This is a genomic window from Arthrobacter sp. EM1 (assembly GCF_029964055.1).
In the GTDB taxonomy this organism is placed as follows: Bacteria; Actinomycetota; Actinomycetes; order Actinomycetales; family Micrococcaceae; genus Arthrobacter.
On the sequence record NZ_CP124836.1, the window covers coordinates 1,077,705 to 1,092,327 of the forward strand.

At 66.1% G+C, this 14,623-nt stretch carries 13 protein-coding genes and 1 tRNA gene; 12 read left to right on the forward strand and 2 right to left on the reverse strand.

Annotated features, from left to right (window positions below; genetic code table 11):
* Nucleotides 1–87 precede the first annotated feature (87 nt).
* The 6 genes from QI450_RS04795 (at nt 88) to QI450_RS04820 (ending at nt 5,665) form a co-directional block, all read left to right on the forward strand.
* Nucleotides 88–1,308 (forward strand): pseudouridine synthase, encoded by a 1,221-nt coding sequence (locus QI450_RS04795; protein WP_226775995.1) that lies wholly within the window; start codon nt 88–90, stop codon nt 1,306–1,308.
* Between the two features lies 1 nt (nt 1,309).
* Nucleotides 1,310–2,419 carry a prephenate dehydrogenase gene (locus tag QI450_RS04800; protein ID WP_226775996.1) on the forward strand — a complete coding sequence of 370 codons (1,110 nt, stop codon included), beginning with the start codon at nt 1,310–1,312 and terminating at the stop codon, nt 2,417–2,419.
* Entirely contained in the window at nt 2,419–3,147 is a 729-nt protein-coding gene (cmk, locus tag QI450_RS04805; RefSeq protein ID WP_226775997.1) for a (d)CMP kinase, read from the forward strand. The genes QI450_RS04800 and cmk overlap by 1 nt, the downstream gene beginning before the upstream one ends.
* 73 nt (nt 3,148–3,220) lie before the next feature.
* Entirely contained in the window at nt 3,221–3,901 is a 681-nt protein-coding gene (locus tag QI450_RS04810) for a lysophospholipid acyltransferase family protein (protein ID WP_226775998.1), read from the forward strand.
* Entirely contained in the window at nt 3,898–5,448 is a 1,551-nt protein-coding gene (gene der, locus QI450_RS04815) for a ribosome biogenesis GTPase Der (protein WP_226775999.1), read from the forward strand. Before QI450_RS04810 ends, der begins: the two co-directional genes overlap by 4 nt.
* Nucleotides 5,449–5,588: 140 nt before the next feature.
* Nucleotides 5,589–5,665: transfer RNA gene (locus QI450_RS04820), tRNA-Pro, on the forward strand.
* 105 nt (nt 5,666–5,770) lie between these two features.
* Here the strand turns inward: QI450_RS04820 and QI450_RS04825 are convergent.
* Nucleotides 5,771–6,640, reverse strand: a complete 870-nt coding sequence (locus tag QI450_RS04825) for a DNA-formamidopyrimidine glycosylase family protein (protein ID WP_226776000.1) — start codon at nt 6,638–6,640, stop codon at nt 5,771–5,773.
* Between the two features lie 145 nt (nt 6,641–6,785).
* Between QI450_RS04825 and gcvH the strand changes: the two genes are divergently transcribed.
* From gcvH to QI450_RS04850, 5 genes are all read left to right on the forward strand, one after another.
* Nucleotides 6,786–7,172, forward strand: coding sequence for a glycine cleavage system protein GcvH (gene gcvH / locus QI450_RS04830; protein WP_226776001.1), 387 nt, complete (start codon nt 6,786–6,788; stop codon nt 7,170–7,172).
* 151 nt (nt 7,173–7,323) lie between these two features.
* Nucleotides 7,324–7,800: an FHA domain-containing protein gene (locus tag QI450_RS04835; RefSeq protein ID WP_282468110.1), complete on the forward strand. Its 477-nt coding sequence runs from the start codon at nt 7,324–7,326 to the stop codon at nt 7,798–7,800.
* Nucleotides 7,801–7,823: 23 nt separating this feature from the next.
* The gene (locus QI450_RS04840) at nt 7,824–8,540 is read left to right on the forward strand and encodes a MerR family transcriptional regulator (protein ID WP_226776002.1); all 717 of its coding nucleotides are present in this window, start codon (nt 7,824–7,826) and stop codon (nt 8,538–8,540) included.
* The gene (locus QI450_RS04845; RefSeq protein ID WP_226776003.1) at nt 8,540–9,043 is read left to right on the forward strand and encodes a bifunctional nuclease family protein; all 504 of its coding nucleotides are present in this window, start codon (nt 8,540–8,542) and stop codon (nt 9,041–9,043) included. The genes QI450_RS04840 and QI450_RS04845 overlap by 1 nt, the downstream gene beginning before the upstream one ends.
* Before the next feature lie 261 nt (nt 9,044–9,304).
* Nucleotides 9,305–9,901 carry a MerR family transcriptional regulator gene (locus QI450_RS04850; RefSeq protein ID WP_226776004.1) on the forward strand — a complete coding sequence of 199 codons (597 nt, stop codon included), beginning with the start codon at nt 9,305–9,307 and terminating at the stop codon, nt 9,899–9,901.
* A 101-nt stretch (nt 9,902–10,002) separates the two neighbouring features.
* On the opposite strand, the gene QI450_RS04855 is transcribed toward QI450_RS04850, so the two are convergent.
* Nucleotides 10,003–10,851, reverse strand: coding sequence for a ParA family protein (locus QI450_RS04855; protein WP_226776005.1), 849 nt, complete (start codon nt 10,849–10,851; stop codon nt 10,003–10,005).
* A 336-nt stretch (nt 10,852–11,187) separates the two neighbouring features.
* On the opposite strand from QI450_RS04855, the gene QI450_RS04860 reads away from it, so the two are divergent.
* Nucleotides 11,188–14,583 (forward strand): pyruvate carboxylase, encoded by a 3,396-nt coding sequence (locus QI450_RS04860; protein WP_226776006.1) that lies wholly within the window; start codon nt 11,188–11,190, stop codon nt 14,581–14,583.
* Nucleotides 14,584–14,623: the final 40 nt, after the last annotated feature.

Here is a 14,623-nt window from a genome sequence, read left to right on the forward strand (position 1 = left end):
GTATCCACCGGGGCAGAGGGTTTTTGCCCCTGCTGGCGGGTGCTGTCGGGAGACAGCGGCCGTTGGTCAACAAACGAAGGACGGGTCATGACACAGGCGGGACGCCAGGGTTCACCACGTAACAGTTCGGGACGCAACAGCGCCGGACAAAATTCCGCGCAGGGCTCCGGCCGCGGCGCGCAGGGCGGAGCCGGCCGCAGCGGCGGGGCCGGCTTCAAGGGCGGCGGAGACCGCCCCTTCAAACGACCAAAGCCCCGCGAAGAGGCCTTCATCGATCCGGACCTGCAAGGTCCCGACGGCACACCCGCGGCGAGCCGCCCGGCAGCTTCCGGAGACTGGAAGTCCAAGCCGCCGTCCGGCAAGGAGGCAGCCCGCAAGGCTGCGGCCCGCAAGCCCGGGTCCGGCAAAGCCCCAGGCAGCCCCGGCGCGTTGAAGCCCAAGCCGCGCACCGGTGCCGCGAAGTTCGTCGGCCCCCGTGCTTTCGGCAGCGAACGCTTCGGCCAGAACCTCGGTCCGGTACGCAAACCGGCCCGCAAGCGCGGCCCCCGCGCCGAGGTTCCCCAGTCCGAGGTGCACGACCAGGACGGCACCCGCCTCCAGAAGGTTATGGCATCGGCTGGCGTCGCCTCACGGCGTGTCTGCGAAGAAATGATCGCCGAAGGCCGGGTGGAGGTCGACGGGCAGGTCGTCACCGAGCTTGGCGTCCGCGTTGACCCGAAGACCGCGGTGATCCACGTCGACGGACTCCGCATCCAGCTGGACGAGAACATGGTCTACATGGTGTTCAACAAGCCCAAGGGCGTTGTCTCCACGATGGAAGATCCGGACGGCCGTCCCTGCGTCAGCGACTTCGTCCGCAACCACCATGGCGAACGGCTCTTCCACGTCGGGCGTCTCGACGTGGCTACCGAGGGCCTGTTGCTGCTGACAAACGACGGCGAACTCGCCAACCGCCTGACACACCCGTCCTACGAAGTCCCCAAGACCTACCTTGTGCAGGTCCGCGGGCCGTTCCCGCAGGGCATCGGCGCCGAGCTTAAAGCCGGCGTCGAACTTGAAGACGGCATCGCGTCGGTTGACTCCTTTAAGCTTGTGGACTCCACCCCGGGCCACGTGCTGATCGAGGTTGTGCTGCACTCGGGCAAAAACCGGATCGTTCGGCGCCTCTTCGACGCCGTCGGTTTCCCGGTGCTCCGGCTGGTCCGCGTCAAGGTTGGCCCGATTGGCTTGGGCGACCAGCGCCAAGGCAGCATCCGCAACCTCGGCAAGCAGGAAGTCGGCCACCTGCTGGCATCCGTAGGGCTCTAGCATGTCCGCCTTTCGCACCCACGGCCGCGGCCACGTCAACGGTCCGGTGGTGGTCGTGGGCACCGGACTCCTGGGCACCAGCATCGGGCTGGGGCTGAGGGGCCGCGGCGTCGCCGTTTTCCTCTCCGACCCGTCGCCCACCAACCAGGCCGTCGCCGTGGACATCGGTGCCGGCTTGCCCTTGGCGCGCCTGGCTGGCGCGCAGCCCCAACTCGTGGTGGTCGCCGCGCCGCCGGATGTCACGGCCGATGTGGTGGAACGGGCCCTCACGGACTACCCCGAAGCGACAGTTGTGGACATCGCCAGCGTGAAGGCCGGGATCCAGTCCGAGCTCCGTGGCCGCGGAGCCGACCTCCGCCGCTACGTGGGCACCCACCCGATGGCTGGCCGGGAAAAGTCCGGTCCCGTCGCTGCCCGCGGCGAGCTTTTTACCTCCATGCCATGGGTCCTGTGCCCCTCGGCGGAGACACAGCCCGACGCGCTGGAGGCAGCGCGTGCGCTGGCATCGGACCTCGGCGCCGTGGTGTCCGAATTCGGGGCCGAGGAGCACGACGAGGCGGTTGCCCTGGTCTCGCACGTGCCGCAGGTAGTGGCTTCGCTCGTCGCCAGCCGGCTGCAGGGCACGCCCCTGCACGCGCTGTCCCTCGCCGGCAACGGACTGCGGGACGTGACCCGGATCGCGGCGAGTGATCCGACCCTTTGGGTGCAGATTCTCGGTGCGAACGCGGACAAGGTGGTGGCGATCCTGCACGGGGTCCGTGCGGACCTCAACCGGGTCATCGGCACGCTCGAGGAGCCGACTGCACCCGGCGCCCGGCTCGATCTTGCCCAATTGATCAGCGAAGGCAACGCCGGCCAGTCCCGCATTCCGGGCAAGCATGGCGGACCCCCGCAGGCATATTCCTGGCTGACGGTCCTCGTGGACGACACCCCCGGACAGATCGCCCGGCTCCTGACGGAGATCGGCGAGATCGGCGTCAACCTTGAGGACCTCCGGCTGGACCACTCTTCGGGGCAGAACGTGGGAATGGTGGAAATCTCAGTTCTGCCGAACAAACACGAACTGCTTATCGAAGCCCTCAACGACCGCGGATGGCGGGTACTCCAGTAATGACCCAAGAACTCATTAACACCGAGGAAGTCCTCCGTCCCGGAAAAAGCCTTGTCGTCGCCATCGACGGGCCGTCCGGGTCGGGCAAATCCAGCGTCAGCAAAGAGGTGGCACACCGACTCCGGCTGGCCTACCTGGACACCGGCGCCATGTACCGTGCGCTGACCTGGTTCTGCCTGGACAACGGCACGGACCTGCACGACGGGGCGGCCGTCGAGGCTGCCGCCAGGGGCCTTCCGCTGGAAATCAGCACGGCACCGCTGGACGAATACGTCCGGGTCGGCGGTGCCGACGTTACGCTCGCAATCCGCGAGCCGGCGATATCCGCCGCCGTCAGCACCGTCGCGACCACCCTCGGCGCCCGCACCGAACTGATCCGCCGGCAGCGTGAGCTGATCGAAACCCACCACCGCCGCATGGTGGTCGAAGGCCGGGACATCACTACCGTGGTCGCACCGCATGCCGAAGTGCGGATGCTGCTCACCGCGAGCGAGGAGGCGCGCCTGCGCCGCCGGGGGATCCAGCTCGGCGGCAGCCAGAGCGCCGAACAGCTCGCCGCCCAGGTCACCCGGCGCGATGAGAAGGACTCGACAGTGGTGAACTTCACCCGGGCTGCAGACGGTGTGGTGACGCTGGACTCCTCGGAGCTGGATTTCGCCGAGACCGTCGAGGCCGCCCTCAGCATCGTCAACAGCGTTGTCAACCACCGGGCCCCCCGCCTTGACTGAGCCCGGGCAGCGGCCGCCGGACCGCGCCGGAACAGCGGTACCGGCCCGTTGGACGACGGTCTGGAGCCGGCCCGTGGGTTGGGTTCTGGACCACGTCCTTTACCGGACCTCCGTCAGCGGCCGGTCGAATGTCCCTGCGACGGGCCCGGTGATTTTCGCCGCCAACCACATCAGCTTCCTGGACGGACCGGTGATGTTCGGGGCGGCCCCTCGTGCCATGCACATCCTGGTCAAGCAGGAAATGTTCAGCGGCTTCCTTGGCCGGGTGCTCCTTGCCTCCGGCCAGCTGGCCGTGGACCGCGCGGGCGACCGTGCGGCCCTGCTCACAGCCAAAGAGGTGCTGGACGCCGGACGGTGCATCGGCATCCTTCCGGAAGGCACCCGGGGGAGCGGAGAAGCGGCCGCCATCAACAAGGGGGTCGCCTGGCTTGCACTGAATTCCGGTGCGACAGTGGTCCCGGTGGCCATCCTTGGCACCAGGACAGGAAGCGAACACCTCGACGCCGTTCCGCGGTTTCGCCGCCGGCTGCAGGTGAGCTTCGGCGGAGCGCTCAATGTCAGCCGCAGGCCCGGTGAGACCGGCCGTGTTTCAATGGACAGGGCCGGAAGCGAGATCCGCGCCGCGCTGGCGCGCCACGTCCAGGACACGATCCAGAAAACCGGGCAGCCCTTGCCCGACGCGGACTCCCCGCAAGAATTCCATACAGCAGTAGCCGGGACGCCGGCAGATCACCCCATAAGGAAAGTGCAATGAGCGATACGACTCAAACATCCGGCCAATTTGGCGCCGGCGAAGACGAATACACGCCCACCGGCACGGACCAGGTGGCCGAGCACCTTGCCGCCCTGGACGACGACGAAGCAGAGCTGCGTGCTGCCTCACTCCGGGCCGGCCTGGACGATTACGAGCTGGACGAAGACGACGCCGCCCTGCTGAGCGGCGAGTACGACGACGAGGACTTCGACGGCCCGGTCAAGCTTGATCCGGTCCTGGCCATCATCGGCCGGCCCAACGTGGGCAAGTCCACCCTGGTGAACCGTATCCTCGGCCGGCGCGAAGCAGTGGTGGAAGACACCCCCGGCGTTACACGCGACCGGGTGATGTACTCGGCGACCTGGAACGGCCGGAACTTCACTGTTGTCGACACCGGCGGCTGGGAGCACGACGCGCGGGGCATCCACGCCCGCGTCGCCGAGCAGGCCGAGATGGCCGTGGAACTCGCCGACGCGGTCCTGTTCGTCGTCGACTCTGCCGTTGGTGCCACCGCTACGGACGAGGCAGTCGTGAAAATGCTGCGCAAGTCCAAGAAGCCGGTCATTATGGTGGCCAACAAGGTGGACGACTTCGCCCAGGAAGCCGATTCGGCAACCCTGTGGGGCCTGGGCTTCGGTGAGCCGTATCCGGTCTCGGCCCTTCATGGCCGCGGTGTTGCCGACCTCCTTGACCATGTGATGGACACTCTTCCGGAGTTTTCCACCATCGAAGGCCTGGAGCGCTCCGGTGGCCCGCGCCGCATCGCCCTGATTGGCCGGCCCAACGTGGGCAAGTCCTCGCTGCTGAACAAGCTGGCCGGTTCCGAGCGCGTTGTGGTGGACAACACCGCAGGCACCACCCGGGACCCGGTCGATGAGTTCATTGAACTTGGCGACCGCACCTGGCGCTTTGTGGATACCGCCGGTATCCGCCGCCGCCAGCACATGGCACAGGGCGCCGACTTCTACGCCTCGCTGCGGACCCAGAGCGCCCTCGAAAAAGCGGAGGTCGCCGTGGTGCTCCTCGCCGTCGACGAAGTGCTCAGCGAGCAGGATGTCCGCATCCTGCAGCTTGCCATCGAGTCCGGCCGGGCCCTGGTCCTCGCATTCAACAAGTGGGACCTGCTCGACGACGAACGCCGCACCTACCTTGAGCGTGAAATAGAACAAGACCTGGCGCACGTCGCGTGGGCTCCCCGGGTCAACATCTCTGCGAAGACCGGCTGGCACAAGGACAGGCTCGTTCCTGCCCTGGACACCGCCCTGGAAAGCTGGGACAAGCGCATCGCGACCGGCCGGCTCAACGCTTTCCTGGGTGAACTGGTGGCCGCACACCCGCACCCGGTCCGCGGCGGCAAGCAGCCCCGGATCCTGTTCGGCACCCAGGCTTCCAGCCGTCCGCCGAAGTTCGTGCTCTTCACCACCGGATTCCTGGACCCCGGCTACCGCCGCTTTATCACCCGCCGGCTGCGCGAAACGTTCGGGTTCGAGGGCACACCGATCGAGGTCAACATGCGGGTGCGTGAAAAGCGCGGCAAGAAGCGCTAATTGGGACACAGCCGGCCCGTGACATTCTCAAAGTGTCACGGGCACCCTCCGGAATCGTGTAAGCTTTTGGAGGTGGTTCGGCCGGACTGCTCAGATGAAATCGCACAGATGACGTCGAGGGCGGAGAACGGCGGAATCAGCGGGCTGTAGCGCAGCTTGGTAGCGCACTTGACTGGGGGTCAAGGGGTCGCAGGTTCAAATCCTGTCAGCCCGACCAACAGAAAGTACCCCGCCGTTCCTGAGGATTAAGGAACGGCGGGGTTTTCTGTTTCCCCGGGGCTTCCGGGCGGCGGTGCCGGCAGCGGCGCCGCTGCCGGCGGGGCTACTTCAGGAAACGCGACGTCCGGCGGTCAGCCAGCACCTTTCCGTGCGTCTGGCATCCGGGACAGTACTGCAGGGAAGTGTCAGCAAAGGACACTTCACGGACGGTATCCCCGCACACAGGGCACGTTTCCCCGGTCCGGCCATGGACCCGCAGGTGGCTCCGTTTGGTGTCCTTGAGTTCGTTCGGCGCTTTGCCGCGCGCTTCCCGCAGCGCTGAGCCAAGAACGCCGTGGATGGCGTCGTAGAGACGCTGGACCTCGTCCCGGTCCAGCGAGCTGGCAAGGGCGAAGGGCGACGTCCGGGCCGCATGCAGAATCTCGTCGCTGTAGGCATTTCCGATGCCGGCAATAATGCCCTGGCTGCGCAGGACACCCTTGATCTGCCGGGAACTGGAGCTGAGGATGCCCGCCAGGGAATCAACGTCGAAGCCGGGACTGAACGGATCCGGTCCCAGCGCGGCGATCCCTGGAACCTCGTGCGGATCCCGGACCAGGTAGACCGCGAGGGCCTTTTTGCTGCCGGCCTCGGTCAAGTCCAGGGCCAGCGGGCCGGTGCCGCCGGAAAAGGACAGCCGCGCCGCAATGTACCCCTTTCCCATCTTCAGCGGGGCGTCGGTGGGAGCATCGGTGAAGCGGACCCAGCCGGCGCGTGCCAGGTGAAAGACGAAGAACAGCCCCTCGGCCTCCAGGCTGATGAACTTTCCGAAGCGGCCGACCCCCGTCACGGTCCGGCCCGCCAGCCCCGAAACAGGGGGATCTGCGGTTTTGAGCACCGCGACGGAGGCGATTTGGATCTTCGAGACTTCAGCGCCGAGCAGGCGCCCGGCCAGGAAGTCCGCCAGGGCCGCCACTTCAGGAAGTTCGGGCATTTGCTAGCCGATTCCGGCGTGTTCCGTCATTGCCCCATCATGGCAGAGACCTGCCGGTCCCGGCCGGATATGCCTATACTTTCAGCGGCGGGCTGTTCACGTGACCGCCGCCGCCTTTGGTGTTTGACCCGATGAAAGGCCCATCATGAGCAACATTCCCGAAGAGCTGTCCTACACGGCGGAGCACGAGTGGGTTTCCGCCCCGAACGCCGACGGTGTTGTGCGTGTCGGTATCACTGATTTTGCCCAGGACGCCCTGGGGGACGTTGTTTATGCCCAGATGCCGGAGGCCGGCGCCGCGGTCAAGGCAAACGAGGTCGTCGGTGAAGTTGAGTCCACCAAAAGCGTGAGTGACATCTACGCCCCGGTTTCCGGCGAAGTAGTGTCCCGCAACGAGGCCCTGGACACCGATTCCGCCCTGATCAATTCGGATCCGTACGGTGAGGGCTGGCTGCTGGAAATCAAGCTTGCGGACGCCGACGCGATCGAGTCGCTGCTCAGTGCATCGGAGTACGAACAGCAGGTAGGCTAAAGCCAAGGCCATTCGGGCCGGGCCGTTCGAACAGTTGCTGGGAAGCCAGCCCCTGAACGGCCCGCCGGGGGCCGAATCCCGGGCTTGCAGGGCCTGTCCGGACGGCATGCGTTGTTTGCAGGGGGGACACCTGCAACGAATGGAGGAATCAATGTTTGGGAACGAACGCAACACCACCGGTGACGGCAGCGGCACGGGTGCACTGAAGGCGTCGGATACCACGTCGATCAACCTCACACCGGTCCACGATGAACCGAGCGTCGCACCGAATCTCTCGGTCGAGGAACGGACCGCCGCTGAGGCGCTGCCGTACGGCTCAGCCCTGCTGGTTGCGCACAGCGGTCCCAATACCGGCGCCCGTTTCCTGCTCGATTCCGATGTCACTACGGCGGGCCGGCACCCGGACGCCGACATCTTCCTCGATGACGTCACAGTCTCCCGCCGGCACGTGGAGTTCCGCCGAACGGCGCGCAGCTTCGAGGTCGTTGATACCGGGAGCCTGAATGGCACGTACGTGAACCACGACCGAGTCGACAGCGTCGAACTGAAGTCCGGCAACGAAGTGCAGATCGGGAAGTTCCGACTCACCTTCTACCTGAGCCCTGCCCGCGCAGCAGGCAACGTCTGATTCCGGGGTAGTTGCCTGTGGCCATGGCACAACCGGAACGGCGCGGACCCCAGGTTCTGAACATCGGGGAAGTCCTGGCTCAGTTGAGCGACGACTTTCCGAGCATGACCGCGTCAAAAATACGCTTCCTTGAGGAAAAGGGGCTGATCAACCCCCAGCGCACCCCGGCCGGTTACCGGCAGTACGCCGACAGTGATGTCGAAAGGCTGCGCTTTGTGCTGGCCCTGCAGCGGGACCAGTACCTGCCGTTGAAGGTCATCAAGGATTACCTGGATGCGATCGACCGCGGCGAACGGCCAGACAATCTGCCGCCAGGGGTGACCGTCTCGCCCCGGATTGTCTCGGAGGAGCTCGCTGCTGAACTGCACAACCGGGTCCGTCGGCTTAGTGCGGAACAGCTCCGGGCCGAGTCCGGTGCCAGTGTTGCGCTGCTTGAATCGCTCCTGAGCTTTGGCCTGATCGGCCACGTCGACGGTAACTTCGATGAGCACGCCCTCCAGGTGGCACGCGCCTGCGTCCAGCTCGAGGGACACGGTCTGGAACCGCGGCACCTGCGCCCATTCCAGGCCGCCGCCGAACGCGAGTTCGGGCTGGTGGAGCGTGCGGTGTCCACTTTGACCTCCCGGAAGGATGCAGCCTCCCAAGCCCGCGCCGCCGAGGCCGCCCGGGAGATCAGCGAATTGTGTCTGACGCTGCACCGGGCCTTGGTCCAGGATCGCATTTCGAGGATGGACAGCTGATGATTGAGGTCGAAATTGTCGGCGTGCGGATTGAGCTTCCCTCCAACCAGCCCCTCGTCCTGCTGCGTGAGATCCACGGGGAGCGGCATGTGCCGATCTGGATCGGCACCCCTGAGGCCAGCGCCATCGCCCTGGCCCAGCAGGGGGTTGTGCCGCCGCGGCCCATGACGCATGACCTGCTGATCGACGTCGTCGAATCCCTCGGCCACACGATCGTCAGTGTGAACATTGTGGCCGTGGAAGACAACATCTTCTACGGGCAGCTTCAGTTCGAAAACGGGACCACCGTCAGCTCCCGCGCCTCCGATGCCCTGGCATTGGCCCTCCGGGCCAAGTGCCGGATCTGGTGCGCCGACGCCGTGATGGAAGAGGCCGGTGTCCGGATTGCCGAACATGACGAGGGTGAGGACACCCAGGCGGGTCCTGCCGTCGACGAAGAGGGTGAGCTGCGCCGGTTCCGGGAGTTCCTGGACGACGTGGAACCCGAAGATTTTGCGGGCTAATGTCACGCTAAGGTTAAAGTTGAGGATGAAAGTTTCGACACGCCCCCGGAATACCCCGAACGTCTTTGACCTTGGGCCGCGGCAGGCCTAACGTCGGAGTAGAAGTTCCCGTTGCACGCAGGCAGCCACTGGGCTCACACTGGGAGGTGCGGCCCCGGCAGAATCACTCTCATGGATTTTATCCGTCCGTGTGATGTTCAAGTAGGAATAACCGGTTGTTGCTGCAATTTCCGCAGGGGAGCCATAACAAGGAGGATCCACGTGAGTCCGAAAGGCGAAGCAGGCGAGCTCAAGCAGCCCCCGGCAGCTGGTGCGGCCATGCCCGCCAGCGGTTCCCAGGGCCTGCTGTTCACCGAGGATCTTCCAGTGCTGGATGAGGATGCGGGCTATCGGGGCCCGACGGCCTGCAAGGCAGCCGGCATCACCTACCGTCAACTGGACTACTGGGCGCGTACCGGGCTGGTGGAGCCTGCCGTCCGCGGTGCCGCCGGTTCGGGTTCCCAGCGCCTATACGGTTTCCGTGACATCCTGGTCCTCAAAGTCGTCAAGCGCCTCCTGGACACCGGCGTGTCTCTCCAGCAGATTCGCTCGGCCGTCGAGCATCTCCGGGAGCGCGGCGTCGAGGACCTCGCCCAGATCACCCTCATGAGCGACGGTGCCAGTGTGTACGAGTGCACCTCGGCAGACGAAGTCATTGACCTGGTCCAGGGCGGACAAGGCGTCTTCGGGATCGCCGTCGGCCGGGTCTGGCGCGAAGTTGAGGGCAGCCTCGCGGCTCTTCCCAGTGAACACGTCAGTGATCTCTCGTTCCCCGACGACGAACTCAGCAAGCGGCGGGCCACCCGCAAGATCAGTTAAGTTCCGCTAGCACAACAAAGGCCGCCTTCCGCAGGGAAGGCGGCCTTTGTTGTGGTGGGTGTGTAAGTTCGGAGGCCTGCGTCTGCCCGGGCCCGCTCTGCTCAGCGCTGACGGCGGTCCCGGACCCCGGCGTTTTGCCGGCCGTCAGCGGTTAACAGGTTCGCCAGCAGGGCATCAAAAAGTGCGGCTGCGTTTTTCGCCGAGTCCCCGGGCCAGTGGTGGATGGAGTGGGCAGCACCCTGGATCTGCTGCCAGTTGGCCTGTTCCGGAATATGCGGTGAGAGCAGCAGCGGGCCGAACATGGAGTCCATCTCGGCGAGCCGGAATGTGTGTTCGGCGGAACCGGTCCGCACCCGGTTAGCCACAATGCCTGCGGGGGAGAGGTTTGGGGCGAACTCCTGGCGGAACAGCTGGATTGCACGCATGGTGCGCTCCGTGCCTGCGACCGAGAACAGTCCGGGCTCGGCGACGAGCGTGACTTTGTCGCTGGCGGACCATGCCATCCGTGTGAGGCCGTTCAGCGAGGGCGGGCAGTCTACGAGTACCAATTCGTACTTCTGCGCTCCGGAAAGCACAGCGGAGAGCCGGCGAAGGTCGCGTCGACCCAAATCGGGTCGGTCGTAGATACCGGTGTAAGCGGAACCGACGGCCACATCCAGAATCGGTAATGCCGGGCCGGCGGGAGCGCCGCCGGCAGCGGCAGCGCGTTCCACCCAGCCGCTGGGGACCACGTTCTCTGCCAGACGGGCCCGCCGCGGGGACTTGAGCATCCGGCCGATGTCCAGCCGTTCCCCTGGCTGGACGCCGAGCGCCGTGCTCGCATCGGCGTGCGGGTCAAGGTCGACGACGAGGGTGGGGATGCCGGCGGCCAATGCCGCGGACGCCAGTCCAGTGGTCACCGATGTTTTGCCGACGCCGCCTTTGAGGCTGCTGATGCTGACTACTTGCACTTGAAAAACCAATACCTAACGCCGGTTGCCGGGTCGGGGTCCTGCCGGCTCCCGCGTTCTCCGGAGCCGGGGCGAACATACGCCACCCACTCCTTCATCATATGTTGCCCGCTGCCCGAATCCTGCGTCATCGGATGCCGGGGCGGCAGATCATGGCGACGCTGAATCGGCGGCCCGCGCCTGACCCCGCCTGATCTGCCTGCCAACCAGGCCTGCCAAAACCGGCATACGTGACGCGCATCGCTGTGACGGTCGCCACAAAGATTTGTGTTTATCCGGCCACGTCTTGGACACTGTGAGCAATTACCGGTAAACCCGCGATGATGCAGGAGAAGTATGTTTTCGAAGATTCTTGTGGCCAACCGCGGCGAAATCGCGATCCGGGCCTTCCGCGCCAGCTACGAGCTGGGCGCCAAGACCGTTGCCGTCTTCCCCCATGAGGACCGCAACTCCATCCACCGACAGAAAGCCGACGAGGCGTATCTGATCGGTGAAGAGGGCCACCCCGTCCGGGCCTACCTCGACGTCGACGAGGTGGTACGGGTGGCGAAGGAGTCCGGGGCGGACGCCATCTACCCCGGCTACGGATTCCTCTCCGAGAATCCGCGGTTGGCCCGGGCCGCCGCGCAAGCCGGTATCACCTTTGTGGGTCCACCGGCGGACGTATTGGAACTTGCCGGCAACAAGGTCGCCGCCCTCGAGGCCGCCCGCAAGGCCGGGGTGCCGGTGCTGAAATCCAGCCAGCCCTCCAAAGACCTTGACGAACTCATCGCAGCCGCCGACGTGATCGGCTTCCCCATTTTCGCCAAGGCCGTCGCCGGCGGCGGCGGCCGCGGCATGCGCCGCGTCGACACCCGCGATGCCCTTCCCGAAGCACTGCAGGCCGCCATGCGCGAAGCCGACGCGGCCTTCGGCGACCCAACCATGTTCCTGGAGCAGGCCGTCCTGCGTCCCCGCCACATCGAGGTCCAGATCCTGGCCGATGCGGAGGGCAATGTGATGCACCTCTTCGAACGTGACTGCTCCATCCAGCGCCGCCACCAGAAGGTCATCGAGATCGCCCCGGCGCCTAACCTCGACGAAGGCATCCGGCAGGCGCTCTACCGCGACGCCGTGAAGTTCGCCAAGGCGCTGAATTACGTCAACGCCGGCACCGTGGAATTCCTTATCGACACTGTGGGGGAGCGGGCAGGCCAGCACGTCTTTATCGAGATGAACCCCCGGATCCAGGTCGAGCACACCGTCACCGAGGAAGTTACCGACGTCGACCTCGTCCAGGCGCAGCTGCGCATCGCCGCCGGTGAGACGCTCGCGGACCTGGGTTTGTCGCAGGAGACGGTCCAGCTCAAGGGTGCCGCACTGCAATGCCGCATCACCACCGAGGACCCGGCCAATGGTTTCCGTCCCGACGTCGGCAAGATCACCGGCTACCGTTCGGCCGGCGGCGCCGGCGTTCGGCTCGACGGCGGCACCGTCTATTCCGGCGCGGAGATCAGCCCGCACTTTGACTCGATGCTGGTGAAACTGACCTGCCGCGGGCGGGAGTATCCGGCAGCGGTGGCCAGGGCACGCCGTGCCCTCGCCGAGTTCCGCATCCGCGGCGTCTCCACCAACATCTCTTTCCTGCAGGCCGTCCTGGACGACCCCGACTTCATCGCCGGCAACGTGGCCACGTCCTTTATTGACGAACGGCCCGAGCTGCTCAAGGCCCGCGTCTCAGCGGACCGCGGCACGAAGCTGCTGACCTGGCTCGCCGAAGTTACGGTGAACAAGCCCAACGGCGAACTCACGGTCCACAGCGATCCGGCCGCCAAGCTTCCTGCCCTCGCCGATGCCGCACCCCGGGAAGGCTCCCGGCAGCGGCTGCTGCAGCTGGGGCCTGAAGGGTTCGCCAAAGCCCTGCGCGAACAGGATGCAGTAGCCGTCACTGACACCACGTTCCGCGACGCGCACCAGTCCCTGCTCGCCACCCGCGTACGCACCCGCGACCTGGTGGCGGCCGGACCGGCGGTGTCCAGCCTCCTTCCCGAGCTGCTCTCGGTCGAGGCTTGGGGCGGTGCCACCTACGATGTCGCCTTGAGGTTCCTCGGTGAGGATCCCTGGGACCGGCTGGCAGCGCTGCGCAAAGCGTTGCCGAACGTCTGCCTGCAGATGCTCCTTCGCGGCCGCAACACGGTCGGCTACACCCCGTACCCGGAGGAGGTCACTGTGGCTTTTGTCAACGAGGCCGCCGCCACCGGCATCGACATCTTCCGGATCTTCGACGCGCTCAACGACGTGAACCAGATGGCCCCGGCCATCCGTGCCGTCCGCGAGACCGGCACTGCCGTCGCAGAGGTGGCGCTGTGCTACACCGCTGACATGCTGGACCCGGACGAGACGCTCTACACGCTTGACTACTACCTGGAGCTGGCGCAGCGGATCGTCGACGCCGGCGCGCATATCCTGGCGATCAAGGACATGGCCGGGCTGCTGCGCCCGGCGGCCGCTGCCCGCCTCGTGACGGCTTTGCGGGAGAAGTTTGACCTCCCGGTCCACCTGCACACCCACGACACCGCGGGCGGCCAGCTGGCCACGCTGCTGGCCGCGGTGGACGCCGGAGTGGACGCCGTCGACGTCGCTTCCGCCTCGCTGGCCGGCACCACCAGCCAGCCCTCCGCCTCCGCACTGGTCGCCGCGCTGGCCCACACGCCGCGCGATACCGGCTTGAGCCTGGCCAACGTGTGTGCCCTGGAACCGTACTGGGAGGCCGTCCGCCGTGTCTACGCCCCGTTTGAGTCCGGGCTTCCGGGCCCCACGGGCCGGGTCTACCGGCATGAAATCCCCGGTGGCCAGCTCTCCAACCTGCGCCAGCAGGCGATTGCGCTAGGACTCGGTGAACGGTTCGAGGCGATCGAGGACATGTACACCGCCGCGGACCGGATCCTTGGCCGGCTGGTGAAAGTCACCCCGTCCTCCAAGGTCGTCGGTGACCTCGCGCTGCACCTGGTGGGGCTCAATGCCGACCCGGCCGACTTCAACGAGAACCCGCAAAATTATGACGTCCCGGATTCAGTGATCGGCTTCCTGTCCGGTGAGCTCGGCGATCCTCCCGGCGGCTGGCCGGAACCGTTCCGCACCAAGGCCTTGCAGGGCCGCACCCTCAAGGTCCGCGACGTCGAGCTCAGCGCCGAGGACAGCGAAGCACTCAAGGGTGATTCCAGGACCGTGCAGCAGACCCTCAACCGGCTGCTCTTTGCCGGGCCCTCCAAGGACTACCAGAAGAGCGTGGAGACCTACGGCAACCTCTCGGTGCTCGACACCCGCGACTACCTGTTCGGGCTGCAGCGCGGCGCCGAGCACGAAATCGAGCTGGAGAAGGGTGTGCGCTTGATCGCCTCGCTCGAAGCGGTCTCCGAACCTGACGAGAAGGGCATGCGCACCGTGATGTGCACGCTCAACGGCCAGTCGCGCCCTGTGGTGGTCCGTGACCGTTCCGTCGTCAGCAACGTCAAGGCCGCAGAACGCGCCGACACGTCCCAACCGGGCCAGGTGGCCGCACCGTTCGCCGGCGCCGTCACGCTGACAGTCAAGGCCGGCGAGGCCGTCCTGGCCGGTGACACTGTCGCCACGATCGAGGCCATGAAGATGGAAGCATCCATCACGACGCCGGTCGCCGGCACTGTCTCGCGCCTTGCCGTCGGGGCGGTTGAACAGGTCCAGGGCGGGGACTTGCTGCTCGTCGTCGAGTAGCGATAGCGAACAGCTCCAAGCCGAACGTGCAAAGGGACCC